General features: G+C 58.4%; 21 protein-coding genes and 2 pseudogenes. 14 read left to right on the top strand and 9 right to left on the bottom strand.

Annotated elements, in window-relative coordinates; all coding sequences use genetic code 11:
• Positions 1–201: 201 nt before the first annotated feature.
• The gene (locus CXR25_RS01045) at positions 202–771 is read right to left on the bottom strand and encodes an NUDIX hydrolase (RefSeq protein WP_125240294.1); all 570 of its coding nucleotides are present in this window, start codon (positions 769–771) and stop codon (positions 202–204) included.
• Positions 752–1,420, bottom strand: a complete 669-nt coding sequence (locus CXR25_RS01040) for a ribonuclease FAU-1 family protein (RefSeq protein ID WP_069601218.1) — start codon at positions 1,418–1,420, stop codon at positions 752–754. Before CXR25_RS01040 ends, CXR25_RS01045 begins: the two co-directional genes overlap by 20 nt.
• A 126-nt stretch (positions 1,421–1,546) precedes the next feature.
• Between CXR25_RS01040 and CXR25_RS01035 the strand changes: the two genes are divergently transcribed.
• On the top strand, positions 1,547–1,984 hold the full coding sequence (locus tag CXR25_RS01035; protein ID WP_069599205.1) for a GNAT family N-acetyltransferase: 438 nt from the start codon (positions 1,547–1,549) through the stop codon (positions 1,982–1,984).
• Between the two features lie 485 nt (positions 1,985–2,469).
• Here CXR25_RS01035 and CXR25_RS01030 read toward each other — a convergent pair whose 3' ends face one another.
• Entirely contained in the window at positions 2,470–2,961 is a 492-nt protein-coding gene (locus CXR25_RS01030; RefSeq protein WP_083248606.1) for an SRPBCC family protein, read from the bottom strand.
• Positions 2,962–3,530: 569 nt separating this feature from the next.
• Between CXR25_RS01030 and CXR25_RS01025 the strand changes: the two genes are divergently transcribed.
• From CXR25_RS01025 to CXR25_RS01010, 3 genes are all read left to right on the top strand, one after another.
• Positions 3,531–4,328, top strand: coding sequence for a S8 family serine peptidase (locus CXR25_RS01025; RefSeq protein ID WP_164513914.1), 798 nt, complete (start codon positions 3,531–3,533; stop codon positions 4,326–4,328).
• Complete coding sequence (locus tag CXR25_RS01020; protein WP_069599203.1) at positions 4,313–4,957, top strand: SAR2788 family putative toxin; 645 nt, start codon at positions 4,313–4,315, stop codon at positions 4,955–4,957. The genes CXR25_RS01025 and CXR25_RS01020 overlap by 16 nt, the downstream gene beginning before the upstream one ends.
• A gap of 169 nt (positions 4,958–5,126) precedes the next feature.
• Positions 5,127–5,663, top strand: coding sequence for a hypothetical protein (locus CXR25_RS01010; protein ID WP_069599202.1), 537 nt, complete (start codon positions 5,127–5,129; stop codon positions 5,661–5,663).
• 265 nt (positions 5,664–5,928) lie between these two features.
• On the opposite strand, the gene CXR25_RS01005 is transcribed toward CXR25_RS01010, so the two are convergent.
• Positions 5,929–6,576 (bottom strand): hypothetical protein, encoded by a 648-nt coding sequence (locus CXR25_RS01005; RefSeq protein WP_125240291.1) that lies wholly within the window; start codon positions 6,574–6,576, stop codon positions 5,929–5,931.
• Positions 6,577–6,757: 181 nt separating this feature from the next.
• Between CXR25_RS01005 and CXR25_RS01000 the strand changes: the two genes are divergently transcribed.
• Positions 6,758–7,228 carry a hypothetical protein gene (locus tag CXR25_RS01000; protein WP_069599200.1) on the top strand — a complete coding sequence of 157 codons (471 nt, stop codon included), beginning with the start codon at positions 6,758–6,760 and terminating at the stop codon, positions 7,226–7,228.
• Between the two features lie 108 nt (positions 7,229–7,336).
• Here the strand turns inward: CXR25_RS01000 and CXR25_RS00995 are convergent, their stop codons facing one another.
• Positions 7,337–8,161, bottom strand: coding sequence for a hypothetical protein (locus tag CXR25_RS00995; RefSeq protein WP_125240290.1), 825 nt, complete (start codon positions 8,159–8,161; stop codon positions 7,337–7,339).
• Positions 8,162–8,604: 443 nt separating this feature from the next.
• Between CXR25_RS00995 and CXR25_RS00990 the strand changes: the two genes are divergently transcribed.
• The 3 genes from CXR25_RS00990 to CXR25_RS00980 are packed head-to-tail and all read left to right on the top strand — an operon-like array spanning position 8,605 to position 10,939.
• Complete coding sequence (locus CXR25_RS00990) at positions 8,605–8,811, top strand: hypothetical protein (RefSeq protein ID WP_069599198.1); 207 nt, start codon at positions 8,605–8,607, stop codon at positions 8,809–8,811.
• Positions 8,808–9,308, top strand: coding sequence for a hypothetical protein (locus tag CXR25_RS00985; protein WP_069599197.1), 501 nt, complete (start codon positions 8,808–8,810; stop codon positions 9,306–9,308). Before CXR25_RS00990 ends, CXR25_RS00985 begins: the two co-directional genes overlap by 4 nt.
• A 53-nt stretch (positions 9,309–9,361) precedes the next feature.
• A complete protein-coding gene (locus CXR25_RS00980; RefSeq protein ID WP_069599196.1) occupies positions 9,362–10,939 on the top strand; it encodes an IS1634 family transposase in 1,578 nt (525 codons plus the stop codon).
• Positions 10,940–11,337: 398 nt separating this feature from the next.
• Here the strand turns inward: CXR25_RS00980 and CXR25_RS00970 are convergent, their stop codons facing one another.
• Positions 11,338–11,784, bottom strand: a complete 447-nt coding sequence (locus tag CXR25_RS00970; protein WP_114355012.1) for a hypothetical protein — start codon at positions 11,782–11,784, stop codon at positions 11,338–11,340.
• 8 nt (positions 11,785–11,792) lie between these two features.
• Positions 11,793–12,728 carry a matrixin family metalloprotease gene (locus CXR25_RS00965; RefSeq protein WP_101556112.1) on the bottom strand — a complete coding sequence of 312 codons (936 nt, stop codon included), beginning with the start codon at positions 12,726–12,728 and terminating at the stop codon, positions 11,793–11,795.
• Between the two features lie 72 nt (positions 12,729–12,800).
• Here CXR25_RS00965 and CXR25_RS00960 point away from each other — a divergent pair.
• Together CXR25_RS00960 and CXR25_RS00955 are read left to right on the top strand one after the other, a co-directional pair.
• Positions 12,801–13,713, top strand: a protein-coding gene (locus CXR25_RS00960; RefSeq protein WP_236850497.1) for an IS5 family transposase whose coding sequence is annotated in 2 segments (ribosomal slippage) — positions 12,801–13,172 and positions 13,174–13,713 — 912 coding nt in all. Because the reading frame shifts where the segments join, the coding sequence is not laid out codon by codon here.
• A gap of 12 nt (positions 13,714–13,725) precedes the next feature.
• Positions 13,726–14,247, top strand: a pseudogene (locus CXR25_RS00955) (MDR/zinc-dependent alcohol dehydrogenase-like family protein); the annotation flags it as partial.
• Between the two features lie 72 nt (positions 14,248–14,319).
• Here the strand turns inward: CXR25_RS00955 and CXR25_RS00950 are convergent.
• Positions 14,320–15,543 carry a M20 metallopeptidase family protein gene (locus CXR25_RS00950; RefSeq protein ID WP_009882081.1) on the bottom strand — a complete coding sequence of 408 codons (1,224 nt, stop codon included), beginning with the start codon at positions 15,541–15,543 and terminating at the stop codon, positions 14,320–14,322.
• Between the two features lie 193 nt (positions 15,544–15,736).
• On the opposite strand from CXR25_RS00950, the gene CXR25_RS00945 reads away from it, so the two are divergent.
• The gene (locus CXR25_RS00945; protein ID WP_096145776.1) at positions 15,737–16,285 is read left to right on the top strand and encodes a dihydrofolate reductase family protein; all 549 of its coding nucleotides are present in this window, start codon (positions 15,737–15,739) and stop codon (positions 16,283–16,285) included.
• Between the two features lie 29 nt (positions 16,286–16,314).
• On the opposite strand, the gene CXR25_RS00940 is transcribed toward CXR25_RS00945, so the two are convergent.
• The gene (locus CXR25_RS00940; RefSeq protein ID WP_125240289.1) at positions 16,315–16,671 is read right to left on the bottom strand and encodes a VOC family protein; all 357 of its coding nucleotides are present in this window, start codon (positions 16,669–16,671) and stop codon (positions 16,315–16,317) included.
• A 108-nt stretch (positions 16,672–16,779) separates the two neighbouring features.
• On the opposite strand from CXR25_RS00940, the gene CXR25_RS00935 reads away from it, so the two are divergent.
• The 3 genes and pseudogenes from CXR25_RS00935 to CXR25_RS18555 all read left to right on the top strand — a co-directional run bounded on the left by CXR25_RS00935 (position 16,780) and on the right by CXR25_RS18555 (position 19,333).
• Positions 16,780–17,586: a SurA N-terminal domain-containing protein gene (locus tag CXR25_RS00935; protein WP_241212360.1), complete on the top strand. Its 807-nt coding sequence runs from the start codon at positions 16,780–16,782 to the stop codon at positions 17,584–17,586.
• A gap of 200 nt (positions 17,587–17,786) precedes the next feature.
• Positions 17,787–19,112 (top strand): annotated as a pseudogene (locus CXR25_RS00930) (L-lactate MFS transporter); the annotation flags it as partial.
• Positions 19,113–19,162: 50 nt separating this feature from the next.
• Positions 19,163–19,333 carry a hypothetical protein gene (locus CXR25_RS18555; protein WP_009882076.1) on the top strand — a complete coding sequence of 57 codons (171 nt, stop codon included), beginning with the start codon at positions 19,163–19,165 and terminating at the stop codon, positions 19,331–19,333.
• Positions 19,334–19,341 lie beyond the last annotated feature (8 nt).

The raw sequence follows: 19,341 nt of genomic DNA, 5'->3' as shown, positions 1-19,341 counted from the left end.
GAGCAGTCTTGCAGGAGTCTCTACAGTGCGTCTCACAACCTACCCGCCTCAAAAGTCATGGCATGGGAGACTCCTTGCGGCTAGAACTCGAACACGTAGGCAATGAGGTTAGCACCGCCACTGAGTGTTGTCAGAAGACCGCCATTTACTGCTGAAGCTCACACGCAAAATTTGCCACGGCCAAACCGATCGGCAGTCTTACTAAACTAAAGGTTTAAGAGGCGACATAAGTCCGCGACTTGCGGCCATCGTCCGCGCAATGATCAGCGTTGGATCGACGATTTCACCTTTTGTGATCATCGAATCCAGCTCCTCTACACGTAGCCAAACAGCGCTAACCTGCTCCGCCGGATCGTCTCGAGCTGCGGTCCCCTTTATCGTTGCCTCTGACGAAAAGAAGAGGTGCACGGGCCAGCTTGCCCGGCCAGGGTTCAAGAAGAAGGTATGGAGGGACATCAAGCTTGTCGGCACAATCCCCGCTTCTTCCTCAAGTTCGCGACGGGCCGTGTCTATCGGCTCCTCGCCATCTTCGGCTCCACCGGCAGGTAGATCGAAGATCCAGCGATCTATCGGGTAACGATACTGCCGAGTGACCAATACGTGATCGCCGTTAACGACAAGAACCGCGGCCGCGAATGGAACACTCTCGTCGACCTCGTAGTGAGTTTGCGAACCGTCGGGGAGAGTAACGGTGTGCTCGAAAAGCACTACACGCCCTTGGTGAATCTGGCGGCGATCAACAGTCTCCCACTTAGTCTCCTCCTGCGACATCTTCAAACTCCCAGTTGGCATCGGCAGGCAAAGTAGGCACGGTCCAATCGGGGTCCGGCTGAAAGCCCTCGTATCCGGCGTTGAACGGGAATTCCCAGTGCTCGACATCTTTCACGGCTTGCTGTGCCACTTGTCTGATCTGCTCCACCTTGGCTGTCGAGAACACCCCGGCGCGGTGGGCGAGCTCAAGTTCATCTTCGTCTTTGAAAGCGTAGATGCGATCAGGGCTGACGAGAACGTCGAGCACGAGGTCTGAGGTTTCGATGCCGGAATCCGACCGTGTGAATTCTTCTTCGATGTTCACGTAATAGGAGTTACGGATTCCCGCCTTTGTCTCGAAGAACCAGACAGAGTACATGGTGTTTGGCTGGAAGACTGCAAGTATCCCGGAGCCTACCCAGTTTCTGACTGCTTGGGCTCGTGGGGCGGTGAAGCGATCTGTCCCGCTGAGGGAGCGCAGGTCCTGCCCATCAGCACTGACTTGATAGAGCATTCGTGTCCCCGCGGCCATCCACACGGCAAGGTGCTGATCATCATCAGCGATTACAGTTACTGGCCGTTGATCCACGAGTCCGGGAAAGTCTGGGTCGCGGTAAGTCCAGAAAATTCTGTCGCCTCGTTGCCAACGCTGATGCTGCTGATCACTCATGCTCGCAACATACCAGGACATGCCGAGCCCCTAAATCATCTGCATCGCCACTGTGCAATGGAAAAGCACCGCCACTTATCGCTGAACCTCACAGGTTTGGTGTCCGCTTTGTAGCAGAATGGATAGATGACGATTTCGACCCGCGCGGCTACGTACAAGGACGAAGCTTGGTTGTTCCAGCTTCATGAAGACGCTCACAAGGAATTGGTGGAAGCGGCCTATGGTCCGTGGATCGCTGTACAGCAGCAAGAGTTTTTCCGCCCGCTTGTTGAGGAACATGAGGTGTTCGTGCTTGGGTTAGACGGCGTGGACGTCGGCGCGCTGTATCTGGGAAGGCGCGAGGAAGACACGTGGCTAGAGCTCATGGAAGTTGCTCCGGATAGTCAGGGTCAAGGCGTCGGTGCCGCCATCCTCAGTTGGGTGGTTGAACAGTCTGCAAAGGCTGGCCATGGAACGATGCTTCAGGTTCACAAAGTGAATGCCAGAGCAAAGCGATTGTACGAACGTGAAGGCTTCGCTGAGGTCGGGGAAACGGACACTCACCACCTGCTTCGTCACCCATAGTTCCGGGGTTCGCGCTGCTTCAAGCGAAGGCGCTATCGCGATAACGGCCTGACAACTCGTAATAGCGGTATCGCTTGTTGTTCTATGACTGATGAAACCTGCAAAGCATCGTGCGATGCGAGCGGGCGGTGAGAGCACTGCCGCCAAAATACGCTGACAGAACACCGCCATTTACCGCTGAAGCTCACACATTCTTCCGGTCGAGATCTTGAATGTCAAAGGGGTATACTCCTTTGACAGAAATCTTTAGATACTGTGCTCGCGATCGTAAGCGCACGGTTGCTACTACGAAGCATGCTCCTCCTCGCCATCATCGTCGCTTTGGACAGTTGATTTGCGATCGGGCGGAAGGCTTATTGATGTTGTAGTGCTTCCCCAGCGCGAGTTTAGGATCTGCTACGGCCTACGGGCTTCCATCGTAGCTACTCTAGTTTTCCCGTACCTGTGGAGCAACAAGGTGATATTTGCACGTCAACAAGGAAGATTCACAAGCGGGTGACCCTGCATCCAAGATGCTCGCTCAGAATACAAGCAAAGCGGTCGAGAAATTCCTCAGTAACAACCATTTTTGGGAGCTTTCCCGTCGCGATCCGCCTCCAGGTTACGAGTTTTTCTGGGAACCTGCCGACAAAGCTTGGGGAGAAGGCCAGGCGGTTTCGGAGGATGCAGCCGGATCCCTTTGGTCGGAGGCGCACCGTGTCGGTCATTGTAGTCCCGGCTTGCCTGCCGCGCTTCACGTAAGTTGTTGGGTTCTCAGCAACCAGTGTTGTCCATATGACATCGTCGCCTCCACATCCGCACTGCCGATGCGATTCAATCCAACGGTCACCTGCGGTCAATGCTATGTGACCCTCAGGCTTCACTTCAATCGGGTGTGATCCAGCAAGAGCAGTCGGATCGGCGAGAACCCTCCAGACTGCTTCGGGGTCAGCTTCGACGAAGAACTCTTCTGTATGGCTGAAGTATCTGCTTCCCATCGATGTGACCGTCTCCTCATGGTCTCGCGCTCATACCGCAATGATGTTCCGGTACTTCACAAGCGAATGATGACACGTACTTGCATGGTCCGTCATTCCAAGCCGGATCTGGAAAGTCCATTAAACCACGGCAATATGTCGGCTCGGCCACCAGGGAGACACGCTGCAGATGCAGAGTCCGCGGCCTTCGAGTGTCAATCCCGTGCGAACTTCGACAGTTCTGTTCGCACCTAACCCCAATCAGTGGACAGATTCGGTGAGCAGGGATACTCGATTGACATGATCGCACTCATCCGGCCTGCTGGGCCGAAGTTGTCTCGAAATTTCATACTTTCGTGCGAGGCGCCCGCGGCGCCCACACTGTATGCCCGGACCTGCGGCAGGTAACGGTTTGATTGCTTTCACACGAGCGACCCCGGAAGCCAACTCAGGGATTGTTAGGTTTAAGGACGGCTTATCCCCATGAAAGATCGTCCCCACCTTTCTTCACAGACTGCGAGACCATGCGAGAAGACTCCCGGATGGCCCTGGCCCCCGTTTATCCCCGCCGGTGGGTCCAGCGTGCCCTGGTGGCAGTCGTCGTCATCGTTTTCGCCATGGTCGCCATTTTCATCGTTTTCACGCCAGTAGAAACTGTTTCGAAGGTTCGGGTCGCAATCATCGATGGAGGAATTGATCCCACCTACCCAGCATTGAATAAGGCGAAGATCGAGGTTCGTTCGGTGCCGGGCGCCCCGTCGAGAGTGAGCGAACACGGGTCAGCCATGGCCGCGATCATGGTTGAAAGCGCGTCAGCAAAACCATCTACACGATCTCCGACGATCGAGATCGTCGATGTCCCGGCTCTTGATGTTTCTGGTGTCGGGGAAGTTGAAGACTTGGCGACTGGGATCACGACTGCGACGCAACAAGATGTGGATATGATCGTCGCCGCGCTCGGGACCGAAATGGACGTGCCAGAGCTGAAGGAAGCGGTCCGTCAAGCTCAAAACGATGGCGTGACCATCTTTTCCGCTGCCGGGAACGGTATTGGAGATTTCGCCTCATACCCAGCCCAATATGAGGGAGTGATCTCAGTGGGGGCACTGAACAAATCAGGCCGCCGCCTGAGATTCACGAATATTCGAGCCACGAATCTCCTTGCTTCCGGTGAGGAGATCCGCGTTGAGAGCCCGGGAGGTGGGGCCCAGCCGTATTCAGGGACGTCTCCTGCAACAGCGATTGCTGCGGGAAAGATTGCCGCGTGCTGGCCACTGATTGCTCCACACACTCGTGATCAGACCCGCAGGAACACTCCTGTCGATCAAGCGATAGAAGAATCCATTGAAGAACAAGGAAAGGATCCGAGGGAATGCAAGTCTCTTTAAGGAAGAGCGTTGCTGCTGTTGCAGCGGTGACCGCGTTAGCGGTGGGGCTGTCGACGGCAAATATTTCACCGGTCGCGGCCGACGAGCCAACCGAAGTACCAAGCGTCAGCACACATAGTGTCTCTGTTGATCCTGATGAGGCGACCTCAGGTGTTGAGTCGCTTGATGAGGGCGGCGACAACCTAGATACGACTGTAGACGTCGACGCGGTCGGTGGCACAGTCTCCACCTCGGTTGAGGCTGAAGGTATTGATTCGCGTGTGGATGTCGCCACGGATTCCGATGCTCCTCTTGATGAGCTGATCCAGTCGGTGACGGTTGAAGCAGTCGTCGATGGTGAAGACATTGAAAGCGAACTACTCGTCCGTGATTTCACCTATTTAGGTGATGAAGCCTTCGCTGCAACTCTCGAAGATGCTCAGTCAGGAGAAACCATTGAGGTTTCTTCTGCCCAGGTGAATGCGCAGGCATTCCCGATTCTGTGGGTTCTTGGCCTCCTCGCTCGTGTCGGGATTAAAGCAGCGATCAAGCAAATAGGGAAGTCGAAGATCAAGCAGGCTGCGTCGAAGTACTTGTTGAAGCAGAACGCGAACAAGTGGAAGCATATCCGGGCGAAGAGGCACAACTGAGACAAGATTGGTGCCACGTCGCGGGGGAAAATCGCGAATCTCATGTCCCGCGCAATGGCCAACGGCAAACACTCAACATATAAAAAGGGATCAGGCCGCCAAGCGGCTATGCCCTATAAGGGGAAGTACATTGTGGTGACCTGTGCGAAGAAGGGAGGTCAGATTAGTAATGGATGGTGGGGATACCCTCTCAAGTAGGAAGAAGCTGGCCGCAGCGATACTGGAGTCGAAGGACGATGATCTAACGCAGGCATTGGCTATCGCTGAGCGCATGTCGATCACTGACGTGGCCGAGACCTTGTACAATAATAAGCCCGATCTGCAGTTTGATCATTCCGAGCTGTGCGACAGGTTCATCAGCGCATGGCTGGATCGTTTATCAACAGTTGAACGGTTCGTTGCAGCGGAAAGACTCGATGGGCTCTATTCCCTAGGTCTGGTGTGGTTGCCACACGCCCAAGATCGTAGCTGGGAGCGGATGCTCCGGCTCGCGGCGTCGAGTCTTGAAGAGATTGCGGACACCCTCACATACGCAGAGGGCGACGCGAATAGTCCTGATACGAGTTTTAATAGGCGTTACGCGATGAAACTCGTCGAGCTGGCACGAGGACCACTGGCTGAGGTTGCAGGCGAGCTGAGTCGGTGTGCGGATGAACTTGTTGAGTTGCAGTCCCAGGCTGACACTGAGGAAGAATCCGAGGGATAGCCGGATTCTGCACCTGTGGCGGTGCGCTCCAGCCGAGGGCGAGGCCACGCATAGTGTGGCCTCGCCTCTGCGCGTGTGGGTCTCGACGTTTGCGCAGACAGCTACTGAAACCGGCGTCGTAGATAGAGAGGGCCAGTTTCCAGCGTCAAGGCGGTGTCGTCCTTGACGGTTTTGTTCGAACCTTGGCCCAGGCCATAGACAGATTCGGTAAGAGGGTATACCCGATAGACATAGATTCGGGAACTATTTTCGCTAAGTGGGACCCCTAGCGGTCGTCGGGGTCCCGCTCGTCAGAGATGGTTGCCCTGCCTTCGAGTTCGCTAGACAATTCTCGGATAAGGCGGTTGCCCTCATCGATAAACCATTGGTGATTATCTTCGCAGTCCCACCCCGAATCTGGGTAATCGACGACGGGGTTGAAGTGAGAGCTCCAGAACTCCATGTAAGCATGGAGATCGTCGGCCAGGTCCGCTGAAATTGGGAGGTCTGAAGTCCCCACTGCAATGTCGTCGGTGTCATGGCTCCACAGCGGTTCCTTCCGCCCCCAGTCGGGAAAGAATCGAATCTCGATTGGCGAGTTCATAGAACACAACTCTGCGCGCGGCTTCGTCTGATTACGCTGGGACTTTCTCTTTTCAGCTGCCCGAACGAATGAGAGCCCCAAGGACCAACCAAGCGGTACAAGGGCAATCGGAACACAGACCACCGAAACCACGACCGCTGCCGCATAGGCGTTTATCCAACCATCCTCGATCGTGCCTGCCCACAACCATACGAAAATGCAGAAGCCGACAAGGAGTGTAGACACGGACGCTACTGCAATGTAGGCGATCTTCGCGCCTTTGGATTCCGGAATCAAAATTCGTTCTCCTCTCTCAGGTGTGCTGGCGGCATGACCGATGTCTCTGATCACGGGTTTCGTCTGCGGATAATAGTCATTCTTATCGACAAGGGCGGCGCCGTCGTTGTGTGAACTGTCGACTGCCTCCGTCGCTCGTTCGTCGCAGTGTTGTGAGTGTGTGCCACGGATCGTTGAGGCCGGTGTGGCATATTGAGATCAGACTATTACGGCAGGGGTATAAGGGAGGTTCGCGGTGAGCAATGGTGACTCGGTGCACGTGATGATCATAGCCACTGACGAATCGGTAGAGCTGTATCACATGGAAGATGTGCAGTGGGTGGAGTGGGTGCTACTCGGCTGGTTCGTCGTTGGTGCCGCCATCGCGGTCTGGTTCCTGACCATCATCGTGATAAGGCAACACGCGTGGTTGTCGCTCACTCTCCTCGGTGTCGCCTCAGTCGGCCTGATCGCCGGGGGATTCTGGGTCCAGTTGGGCTCCGGAGCTTATAGGGACAGTGAGGCACTGTGGGCCTGCCCTTCGGGTCTCAACGCTATGCGAATCACCGAAGCGAACGGATATCCGTTGTCGGATGGAATCGTTCGATGTCGTGCCGACGCGAAAAGGAACGTGGCAGTCGGCGCAGCGATGGCGGGCGCGGGGGTAATTCTGGCATTCGGTTCACCTCTCGTCGGTCGACATCGAAAGGCAGTAGTGCTCGCATAGCGGGCGAAGTTGCAGGGCGAGTTCGCGTGTCATCGATGGTGCTCTCCCGAATCTATTTGGCTCCCGTCCTCGTATCCCGTCTCAGAGACGTCCCGAGCTTGTGCGGGGTCACTTATTGCGGGACCGGATCTTGATGATTAGGACCATCAGTAGAAAAAGTACGGCGGTGAGGGGGAACATGAACGCGGCGAACACCCACACAAGCGTCCCGCCGATTCCGACCGAGTCGGAGTAAACGGCCTGAGCAACTGAGAGGCTGCTTAACTGGTGGGCGAAGACCAGAGCGAAGAGGCTGAGCGTTGCGAGTGTCGTTGAAACAGTCGTTGACACGGGCGTGGTCGAGAGTCGACGGAGAACGCCAGTGAGGCCGATCGCTCCAACGATCCCGGCTGCTGTCAGCCAGAGGAACTCCGTGTCCCATCCCTCATCACTGATAGGGGCCACGGGAGCGAAGAAAGTGACGATGAGAAACATGGTCACTGCGAGGCCCGTCGCCAGTGTCGAAGCGTAGATGACGAACGCAGTCGTTGCGAACGCGGGATCGCCACGACCTGAACCGATGCGGGTACGCGGCGTTGTTTGATGCTCAATGTTGGGAACTCGTACGGCCCACATGATTACGCCGGAGAGCACGAACGGATAGGCGAGCTCTCCGATGAATGGCAGAACTGCCAGCGAGTTAGCCACAATGTCCACAACACCGCTGGGAGGAGTATTCATGGAGTAAAATACCAGCCCGACTATTTCGCTGACCCCTGACCCAATCAGAACGATGAGACTGATGATCATGAACCAGGGCCTGAAAGAGCGGGGGAGAGCCCGTCCGATGATGACTGCGCAGAATGTTGCAACCACTGTCAGTAAGAAGCCTGAGAGGCTTATCATCCAGGGCTGAGGCAAGTAGAAGCTCTCGTCGGAGATATGCATCGCCACGTAGCCAGTCCAGGCAATGAGATGCCCGGCGAAGGCAACAATGAGCGTATTGAAACCGATCGAACGGGTGCTATTCGTTGCCGGTAGCGATAGCAAAGAGGAATCTGGTTTGGAACCATTCATATGCCGATCTTGGCACACTCGTCGTAGAGTCAGGGCCGTGACGGGAATTGTCGCGATCACGATTGAACGCTCGCGGCGGAAAGTGACCGCCCGCAGGACACTTTGTGCAGGTGAAGGCAAGAAATACGTGTTCCCGAAGGGGCCTGCGTCCGCTTTCGACGGTTTCGAAAGCGGATTGACTGCCCGGCGTTGCGCCACTGAATCTCGGCAATGCACCTCTTCTATCGTGCCTATACGATGTTTGCGCAGACTATAGAATGGGCCTTATCGCTTTCAACTAATGAGGCAGAGCCCGCAGATGCGCCGAAAGGATCGAGCATATGGAAGACTTTGGATTCGTTGAATCGAGCTTTGGCGTCCTTGGCATGCTGATGACACTTCTGCCCGTGTTTGTCTTTCTCGTCATCGTAGCGGGCATCGTAGTTGCGACTGTCTGGATCACCAAGTACCTCAAGCGGCAGGAAGCTGACCGCAAAGAGATGCTCGATCTCATGCGCAGGCAGGTTTCCAGAAAGCAAGATTCGTGAGTAGCGACCGTTTATCCGTCGTGCTGATCATTGCGGGCCTGTGCACGCTGTTAGCTGGCTTCGTGGCAGGCCTTGCTGCCTTCTCAACCATGTGGACTCTTTTCGGTTTCGGAGTCGCTCTCACAATCATCGCCACGAGTTTCATTATCTCGGTCTTGAACCAACGGCCTTGGCCGGCCAGAGGCCGTGACCAGCTGCGCCAGCTAAACACCATAGGGACGGCCCTGCTACTCGCGGCGCTCACATGTGCCGCTGTGGTCGGTATCGCTATCTCGGGGTTCATCGCTCTCGTTGATGGTACAACTCTGCAAATCAGTCCTGCGCAGGATGCATTGGTGGGGGTTGGTGTCATTGCGACGGTCCTGGGTGTAGTTGGGTTTGTCGGCGCCGCGGTGGTGAAGTTCGGTATTCGCCTCACCCGCACACCAAATGGTAGGTCTCCTGACTTGCACAGTTGGGGACGAGTTTCGGGTTTCGACTGGCGTTTATGCTGGTGACCGTGCCGTCAGTTCCTGATTCGGGACACTAAATGGGTCCGTAGAATAGGTACATGAGCCTGCGACTAAGGAAAGTCCCGACCGCGTCCGGGGCAACCGCGGTCCAGATCGTGACGAAACGCCACGGCAAACTCACCGTCATCGAACACCTCGGCTCCGCCCACACCCCAGCCCAACTCGCAGCACTTGAAGAAGCCGGCCGCGAGAAAATCAACGAGTCCACCGGGCAGCTGGCACTCGACCTCGACACCGGCAGCAACGTCTCGACAACATCGCGTAGGCGGGTAAAGGGATCGACATCACGTCTGCTCATCGACACGATCCACACCGCCTACAACCGACTCGGATTCGATGTCGTCGATGACAATGCGTTCTTCCAGCTCGTCCTCGCCAGACTTGTCGAACCTACATCGAAATCCGACAGCATCCGCGTCCTGAACGAGCTCGGTGCTGAAACGAAACACCGCAACACGTTCTCTGCCTGCCTCAAACGCGTCATCGATGACGACTACCGATCCATGATTGCCGGCAAATGTTTCGACTACTCAGTCGCCACGACAGGGATCTCATTGATTCTCTACGATGTCACCACCCTGTACTTCGAAGCAGAGAAGGAAGACAGCCTGCGCAAGGTCGGGTACTCGAAAGAACGCCGAGTCGACCCGCAGATCGTTGTTGGCCTCCTCGTCGATCGGACCGGGTTCCCGTTAGAGATCGGGTGCTTCGAAGGCAACAAAGCAGAAACGTTCACGATGATCCCGATCGTCAAGGGTTTCCAAGACCGCCACGGGGTCACCGATATGGTCATCGTCGCTGATGCCGGAATGCTCTCAGCTGCGAACCTGAAAGCCATTGATGATGCCGGGCTGCGGTTCATCGTCGGGTCGCGGCAGACGAAGGCACCGAATGATCTGGCGACGTTCTTCACCTGGAACGGGACAAACACTGATGATGGGCAGCTCGTCGATACGCTGACGCCAAGGACCACAGTCGGGTTGGACAAGAACCGGACGCTGACTCGTGCTGAGCCCGTGTGGTCACCGGTTAAGCATCCGAAGGCGTGGCGGGCAGTGTGGCAATACCGGCGCAAACGCGCCGTGCGGGACAGAGAGACACTGAATCTACAACGGAATCGGGCGATGAGGATCATCGACGGGGAATCGAAACCGAAGGCCGCACGGTTCGTGAAAATCAAGGGATCGCAGAAGGTCTTCGACGAGTCCAGCTACGACAAAGCGGTGGGCCTGGCCGGGTGGAAAGGCTACGTCACCAACATCGAAAGAAGAGTCATGACCGCCCGCGAGGTTGTCGGTTCCTATCACGATCTATGGCATGTCGAGCAGTCTTTTCGGATGTCGAAGACAGCTCTCCGGGCCCGCCCGATCTTCCATCGCACGCGAGACGCGATCGAGGCGCACCTGACGGTGGTGTTCACTGCTTTGGCGGTCGCGAGGTTCATGCAGGAAGCGACAGGGTTGTCGTTGCAGAAGATCATTACCACGTTGCGGCCGTTGCGTGAGTTCGTGGGCGAGATCGATGGGCACGAACTCGTGTTCCCACCGGATGTCCCTCCGCAAGCCGCAGAGCTCGTCAGCAATGTCGAAAACTCTGGGCCTGGGGCGGGACACTAAAACTGTGCAAGTCAGGTCACATGTGCCGCTGTGGTCGGTATCGCTATCTCGGGGTTCATCGCTCTCGTTGATGGTACAACTCTGCAAATCAGTCCTGCGCAGGATGCATTGGTGGGGGTTGGTGTCATTGCGACGGTCCTGGGTGTAGTTGGGTTTGTCGGCGCCGCGGTGGTGAAGTTCGGTATTCGCCTCACCCGCACACCAAATGGTAGGTCTTAGTAGTACTAGGCAAGAGTCAAAGCGGTGCTGGGCTGGACAGATCTGTCAGCGAACGCAGCCAACCGTTTAGCAGATTTGTGAGCTCGCATACCCGATAGACATCCATCGTTAGCTGCTTCGTCCTTGTTGGCGGCCCCCTCCGCATCGTCGACACGGACGGGATGTTTATAGACTCGTGCTCACTTGCGAGTTGCGGTAGAGACTTCACCGAGTAGAGCATCGGATGCATTAAACATGCCGTAAGCGCCGTCTACGAGCGTGTACTGCTCTCCCTGCATACCGAGGAAATATACGAATTCTTCCTTGTCCTCGGGGGGTGCGGTGAGAAAGTCCGTTGGGCTTCCGCAAGCGTTGTCCCACGAGAAAGTGATCGTGTCACCTGGGTTTATCGTTCCCTTGAAAACATCCTTTACGTGAGTTTCTGCCGAACTCTCACCGGCCTCATTGAGGTCCCCGACGATGACTGCAACTGACTCATCGATTAAAGCTTCAACATCAGGATCTTGTGCATATGCCCCGCACGAAACCACCTGGCCTCCCTCCGGCTCAGAGCTGCAGGCAACCGTGAAGCCTAGTGTCAGTACCGCAGAGAGAACCACCGCAGTTCGAGTAAAAACATGCTTCACAGGTGCTCCTAGTAGATGAGATTGATTCCAGCTACATCACCCTTGCCAAGGGTGCGCTGCGAAGTTTCACATGTATTCGATTGAGGCTTCATTACCTGTTTAGTCGACATCGCAACGTGGCCGAGGCCGAAGGTATGTCCGAACTCATGGGTGGCGACTCCGCGAACGTCAAACTTGCTGCCCGAGCATTTGCTCGCTGCCGACCATGCCTTTTTCGTGGAGTAGCGTTGGTCAGATTCAAGTGCATCACCGAAATTGTTTGACCACGTGCAGGTCGTTGCGAGATTACTGGAAGTCGCCGAACCCCAACCGACAACGTTTCTCGAGTCACGCTTTCCGCAGCCGTTCTTTGCCGTCACCGCCGGCGTTTTCGACGTTCCGTCAACATATGACTGTTTCGCACCTGAGTTGATCGTCTTCCCGCAGCGCTTGATGGTCCCCGTCCACGTCTTCGCGCCAGCCTTAAACGCTGCAAGGCTCGATGCTTTGGCATTCTTTGAGTTGTAGTACCAATTGAAGGTAGCTGGCTGCCTCCACCCGTTGAGCTTATATGCGCTGCTCGAGCAGCTAGCCTGGATACTCACACCGTCTGGTGCGATGGTTTCAGCTTTTTCCGCTTCGATTTGCTTCTGCATGGTCACGGCCGCTCGATTACCGGACCATTCGCCGCCGATGTCGACCACGATTCCCTTGGTGTTGTTCGAGACTGAGGCATCAGGTGTCTCCGGTTCGCCTTCGACTGAAACCACGCTGGACTCGACAGTTTCTCCCAGCGCTGGAATTGTCATCTCTCGGCCATCGTCAAGGAGCAGGACGTCTCCTTCTTGCGCGCAAGTTGAGTCAGCGAGTTCTGCTGCATCGATCGCGCCTGTGCAATCGTCGGCAGGATCCGCCTGTGCGGCCTGAGGGATCGCGGTTGCAAGCAGAAGCGTGGAGAGCGTCAAGACGGATGTTGCTATTACACGACTAGGGCGTGTCTCCTTTATTGACCATTCCAGGACTGGCACGGTGGAGACGTGACTACACAGCAACGACACCGAGTCTTCACTGATGAGCAGTGGGAGAAGATCGAACCACTCCTGCCCTCAAACGTCGGCAAAAGAGCCCGACCGTTTGAGAACAACCGGCGAATCGTCGAAGGAATCGTCTACCGCTACCGCGCTGGCATCGCCTGGCGTGACCTGCCGCGCGAGCATTTCGGGCCGTGGCAGACAGTATGGAAACGTCACCGCCGCTACGCCGCCGACGGCACCTGGGACCGAGTCTTAGCTCGGGTGCTTTCCGATGCTGATGCTGCCGGTGACATCGATTGGAACATCTCCGTCGATGGCACCATCAATCGTGCTCACCAGCACGCGACGAACACGACACGCCTCGATCAGGACACAGGGGGCTACGTCGAATTACAAAAATCTGCCTGATTCGGAATGTGAACCCGCCGGGCACGGCATCGGTCGCTCACGTGGTGGGCTGACGACGAAGATCCATCATGCCGTCGACGGCAAAGGCCGGCCTTTGGCTGTCGTGGTCACCGGCGGACAGCGCCACGACGGGGTGATCCTGCCGCAGGTGCTGGCTGACATTCGAGTACCGCGGGTCGGCGGTGGTCGTCCTCGCACGTGTCCGGACGCTGTTCTGGCGGATCGAGCGTATGGGTCCAGAGCCAACCGCGACTATCTGCGTTCGCGTGGTATTCGGGCGGTGATCCCGGAGAAGAAAGACCAGATCGCGACTCGTAAGAAGCGCGGTAGCAAAGGTGGGCGGCCGCCGGCGTTCGACGCCGGTGTCTACCGGAACCGCAACGTGGTGGAGCGTTCGTTTGCCTACGTCAAGCAATGGCGGGGGTTAGCGACGAGATACGACAAGCTCGCCATCACCTATCGAGCGGCCGTCGTGATCAGCGCGATCCTGACATGGCTCCGCCAATAAAGGAGACATGCCCTAGCTCAGGCGCGTGCCTTCGGTTGCGAGACCGTCGATGTGTCCAAGGGTGACCCGAAGGATCAGATCGAGCAGATCCTCGGCACTCCCGAGGTCGACTGCGGCATCGACGCGGTGGGCTTCGAGGCCCGCGGCCACGGTAAGGATGCGGCTACGGAAGCCCCGGCGACCGTGCTCAACTCGCTCATGGACATCACCCGTGCAGGCGGCAGCCTGGGCATCCCGGGCCTCTACGTCACCGGCGACCCAGGTGCGGCCGACGAAGCGGCTCAGCAGGGATCACTGTCGATGCGCTTCGGGCTCGGCTTCGCAAAGTCACATGTCTTCGTCACCGGCCAATGCCCGGTCATGAAGTACAACCGTGGCCTGATGCACGCGATCCTCAACGACAAGGTCACGATCGCCAAGAACGTCAACGCCACCCCGATCGCCCTCGACGATGCCCCGCAGGGCTACGCCGACTTCGACTCAGGTGTGGCCAAGAAGTTCGTCCTCGATCCCCACGGGATGATCAGCGACTAACTTCGCAGGTACGACGCCACCAGTCTCCGTCGAGCTGGGCCCGCTGCACCAGCAGCGGGCCCAACGTCATCCTCAGCCCAGCTCATCCACCAACCGCGCGAACGCCAGGTAGGCCAGGGCTGCGGCCTGATCACCAAGCAGCCCATCGTCGAAAACGACCCGGGGCGAATGGTTCGTCTCCGCGTTCGGGTCCACGCCCTCTGGAGTGGCTCCGAGGAACACGAACGTGCCCGGCACGTTCTGAAGCACATAGGAGAAGTCTTCGGATCCCATCCGCGGCGCGGCCATCTCCTCGACGTGCTCGGCTCCGAAGACCTCGCTGAGGCGGTCGATGACCGTGCTTGTCTCGGCGGGGTTATTCACGGTCACAGGGAAGCCGATCCGGAAGTCCACCTCGGCGGTGCACCGGTGTGCCCGGGCGATGCTCTCGGCAATCTCAGGCACACGCTCCTGCAGCAGAGCGATCGAGTCGGCCGAGAGGTAGCGGACAGAGGCGGTGAGCTTCGCGGTGTCAGGAATGATGTTGCTGGCCTGCGAGCCTTCCAACTGCGTCACGGAGACGACGACCGGATCGAAGATGTCGAATGACCGGGACACCATCGTGTTCAGGGCGAGCGCGATCTCAGCGACGGCGGGCACGGGGTCGCGGGTGGCCTGCGGCTGGGAGCTGTGGCCCCCGGCGCCGTGGACCTTCAGGTTGAGGTCGGCGAACCCAGCCATGAGCGGCCCGCCCTTGGTGGTGAACCGTCCTCGCTCGTCGGCTTCGACGTGGATTCCGTACGCAGCGACAAGGGGCACGCCTGCCGCCTCGAGGAGGCCCTCGGCGATCATCGGCTCGGCGCCTCCTTCGACTTCCTCGGCCGGCTGGAACATGAACACGATGGACCCGGGCAGCTCGTCACGGTGCGCGGCGAGCAGACGAGCGGCACCGACGAGGCCAGCAGTGTGCATGTCATGGCCACAAGCGTGCATGTTGCCGTTCGTCGAGGCGTAGTCGAGTCCGGTGTCCTCAGCGACGGGCAGGGCATCCATGTCCCCCCGCAGCAGCACCGCAGGTCCGGGACGTCCGCCCTTGAGCACGGCGACGATCGAGGTCAGCGACTCTCCGGTGGTGATTTCGAGGCCCAGGTCGGCGAGTTCTTCGAGGACGGTCTTCTGGGTGAAGGGCAGTTGGTAGCCGAGCTCTGGGTTGGCGTGCAGGGCGCGACGCAGTGTCACAAGATCGTCTTGCAGATCCTGAGCCTCGGTGCGGAAATCGGGGACAGCTGAGGATGATGAGGCAGATGATGCGGACATGGACGCGGTTCTCCTTCGGGCCGAATGAACTGTGAGTCCGACTCTACTGAGAAAGCCGCGGTCGTGCGCGAGGAAGCCATCGACTCGCTCATCGAGACCTCGGAGCATGCCGAGGCCACAGCCTGGCCATGGACGGCGGGGCTCGCCGTGCGTACCGTGGTCGGTGACGCCACCACTCGACGAGGAGCCCTCCGTGCGCATCATCATCACCCAGAACATGACTCTCGACGGCCGAGCCGAGATCCTCGATGACTGGTTCGACCCGCAGGCTCAGGACGAGGAGCTGTCCGCCGAGCTGATGCGGAAGTCTGCCAATGAGGATGTGCTGCTGCTCGGGCGGCAGACCTTCGAGGATTTCCGCGGCTACTGGCCGTTTCAGACCGATGACGTCACCGGGGTCGCCGATCATCTCAATCAGGTCGACAAGCGCGTCGTCTCAACCACGCTGACCGGCGACCCGGGGTGGGAGAACACGAGCATCATCAGCGGCGACCCCGTCGAAGCCGTCGTCGCTCTGCGCGATGAGCCCGGGCGCGATGTCATCGTCACCGGCAGCATCACCTTGGCACATGCGCTCATCACCGCCGAGGTGGTCGATGAGTTCCGAATGTTCACCTATCCCGTGTGGCAGGGTCGCGGACGGCCCTTCTTCCCTGATGACGCCCGGCCGCAACTGCAGCTCCTCGACTCGAGGCCCTTCCCCAGCGGAGTCGTCTACTCGGCCTACGCGCCGAAGGGCTGAGCCCAGCCTCCTCGACCCTCGGGCACCGTTCAGGCAGTGCCGAACATGACCTTCCGACCGTCGGGGTCTTGAACGGTGACGACAACGTCATCAACGTCGACCAGCGGTGCGCCGAGGCTTCTGACATCCTCGAGGAAGGCCTGCTGATCCTCGATGCGGAAATACAGATGAGTGAGGTTCGACTCGCTGTTCGGTGGAAAGCTGTAGTCGGCGAAGGCTTGAGCATCGTGGAGGGCGATCTGGATTCCGTCAATCTCGAGCACATAGTAGGTGCACTCGTCGTTGCCTGCCTCCTCAAGCGGCACACCGGCCAGATCTCGGTAGAATGCCGCAGTTCTCACGCTGTCCTGACAGGTCAGGAAGACTCCTCTGAATCGTGCAGTCATGATCGGGCTCCTTCGCCCCTCGAGTCCTCCCAGTGTCCCCGTCTTGCCAAGCGACGGTCAAGGTCCACTCAGGCTCCGAGGACGTCAACCTGTTAGCCTGGCGGGCTGATGCCGAAAGCAGGAGTGAGTGTGCAGAAGAGCAAATGGCTATTGGGCCTCGTCGTCGCGACAGCAGTGGGATCACTGGCTGCCTGCGGCTCAGCCGAAGAAGAGCCGACGGCCCAGGAGACATCCGCCTCGGCGAAGCAGGAGGCTGGCAGCGACGCGTCCGGCCAGGGCCAGGACCAGAGCGGAAAGCCGAACACCGATGGCATCCCCAAGGTCGTCGCCGAGGTCAATGGGGAGAAGATCACGAAGGATGACTTCGTCCCCCTCTACGAGACCCAGTATCAGCAGATGCAGATGCAGTCACAGCAGTCGGGTCAGCAGGTCGATGAGAAGCAGCTCAAGACGCAGACCGCTGAGAACCTGGTGAGCACCGAGCTTCTCAGCCAGGAAGCCGAAAAACGCGACATCAAGGTCTCGGACAAGGACGTCGACAAGGGTCTCGAAGAGTCCGCGAAGTCCAGCCAGATGGGTAAGAAGGACTTCCTCGCCGCCATGAAGAAGCAGGGCATGGACGAGAAGAAGGTCCATGCTGAGCTGAAGACCCAGCTGGCGATCGAAGGACTCATCAAGGATGAGTACGGCGAGTTCAAGGCCAGCGGCGAAGACATCGGACAGGCCTACCAGCAGGCGAAGACTCAGCAGGAGCAGATGGCCCAGCAGAGTGGTCAGCAGGCCCAGGAAGTTCCTTCACTTGAGGAGATGCGCCCGCAGCTCGAGGAGCAGGTGAAGAGCCAGAAGTCGACCGAGGCGACCCAGGAGTTCGCCAAGAAGCTTCGCAAGCAGGGCGACGTCACGATCAACCTCTGAGTGCTGGCCGTCAACCTCTGAGAGGTGACGGCCCGCCCCGAGTCCCAAACTTGGGGAATTTCTGAGAATTTCTCGCGAAATCCTTGCGTGCGCTCTAATCTGTAGAAGAACAGAAACGTGTCGTTCTGACACGCTCGTCCTCACAGCACGTCCGGCCGTTGATGGCCGCACGCAGAGCACACCAATCGAAGGATCCCTCCATGGCTTCCGTCCTCACGCGTTCGGCGATCGTCGCGCCGAAGAACTTCAATCGGTGGCTGATTCCACCGGCAGCGCTGGCGATCCACCTGTGCATCGGGCAGGTCTACGCGTTCAGCGTCTTCAAGATCCCCTTCATGTCGCACTTCGATGCCGGTGAGGTCTCGATCGGCTGGATCTTCTCGATCGCCATTCTCATGCTCGGCATCTCCTCTGCCATCTTCGGCCCCTGGGTGGAGAAGAACGGCCCTCGCGCCTCGATGGTCGCTGCCGGAACCTGTTGGGTCGTCGGCTTCTTCATCGCCTCATTGGGCATCGTGGCCGGTCAGCTGTGGTTGGTCTACCTCGGTTACGGAGTCATCGGCGGAATCGGTCTGGGCATCGGCTACATCTCCCCGGTCTCGACGCTGATGAAATGGTTCCCGGACCGTCCGGGCCTGGCAACAGGGCTGGCCATCATGGGCTTCGGCGGCGGCGCACTCATCGCCAGCCCAATGTCGAACCAGCTGATGAGCCTCTACGGCGGCGGTGCCGAACCGGAGCACCTCGTCGCCGGACTGACCCCGACCTTCGTCACCCTCGGCATCGTCTACACCGTGGTCATCGCCGCCGGCGCCTTCGTCATCCGCGTCCCCCACCCCGAGTGGACCCCGAAGGGCTTCGACCCGTCGAAGGTGGAGGCCAAGCCGATGCAGACGAAGGGCAACGTCTCCGTGCGCAACGCCATTCGCACTCCGCAGTTCTGGCTGCTGTGGGGCGTCCTGTTCCTCAATGTCACCGCGGGCATCGGCATTCTCGAGAACGCCGCCCCGATGATCCAGTCCTATTTCGGCATCACCGCCGCCGCGGCAGCCGGCTTCGTCGGTCTGCTCTCGATCGGCAACATGGGCGGACGCTTCATCTGGTCGACGACGTCGGACTACCTGGGGCGGAAGAACAACTACATGATGTACCTCGGCGTCGGTGCGATCCTCTACCTACTCGTCGCGCTCTTCGGCGGCGGGTCGATCATCCTCTTCGTGCTCGCCACCCTCATCATCATCTCCTTCTACGGCGGCGGATTCTCCACCGTTCCCGCATACCTCAAGGACCTCTTCGGCGTCTACCAGGTCGGCGCCATCCACGGTGCGCTGCTCACCGCTTGGTCGGCAGCCGGCGTGGCCGGTCCGCTCATCGTCAACTCCGTCGTCGAGGCCGGCAAGACGGGGCCTGAACTCTACACGCCGGGGATGTACATCATGGTCGGCGCGCTGGTCGTCGGCTTCATCGCCAACGTCCTGGTCCGCCCGGTCAGCGAACGATTCTTCGAACGCGAGGACGTCAAGGCCAAGCAGGCCGCCGCCCTCTAAGACGACAACTGAAAGCAGGGAAGGACATCATGAGCAATTCCACACCCACAGCACACGTCCCGCCCGAGGGCTCCCCTCAGTCACCTGTCGGCGGCGCCTACAAGGCAGTTGGTTCAACCCTGACCGTCGTCGTAGTCGGCGGCCTCCTCTGGGGCCTGTCGCTGACCGTGATCAAGGCCGTCGCGATCTTCACCGGTTAAGGATCCTG

The organism is Brevibacterium aurantiacum, assembly GCF_003932995.1.
Lineage (GTDB): Bacteria > Actinomycetota > Actinomycetes > Actinomycetales > Brevibacteriaceae > Brevibacterium > Brevibacterium aurantiacum.
The sequence above is the reverse complement of the archived record's forward strand: the minus strand, read 5'-3'. Positions and strand labels throughout refer to the sequence as shown.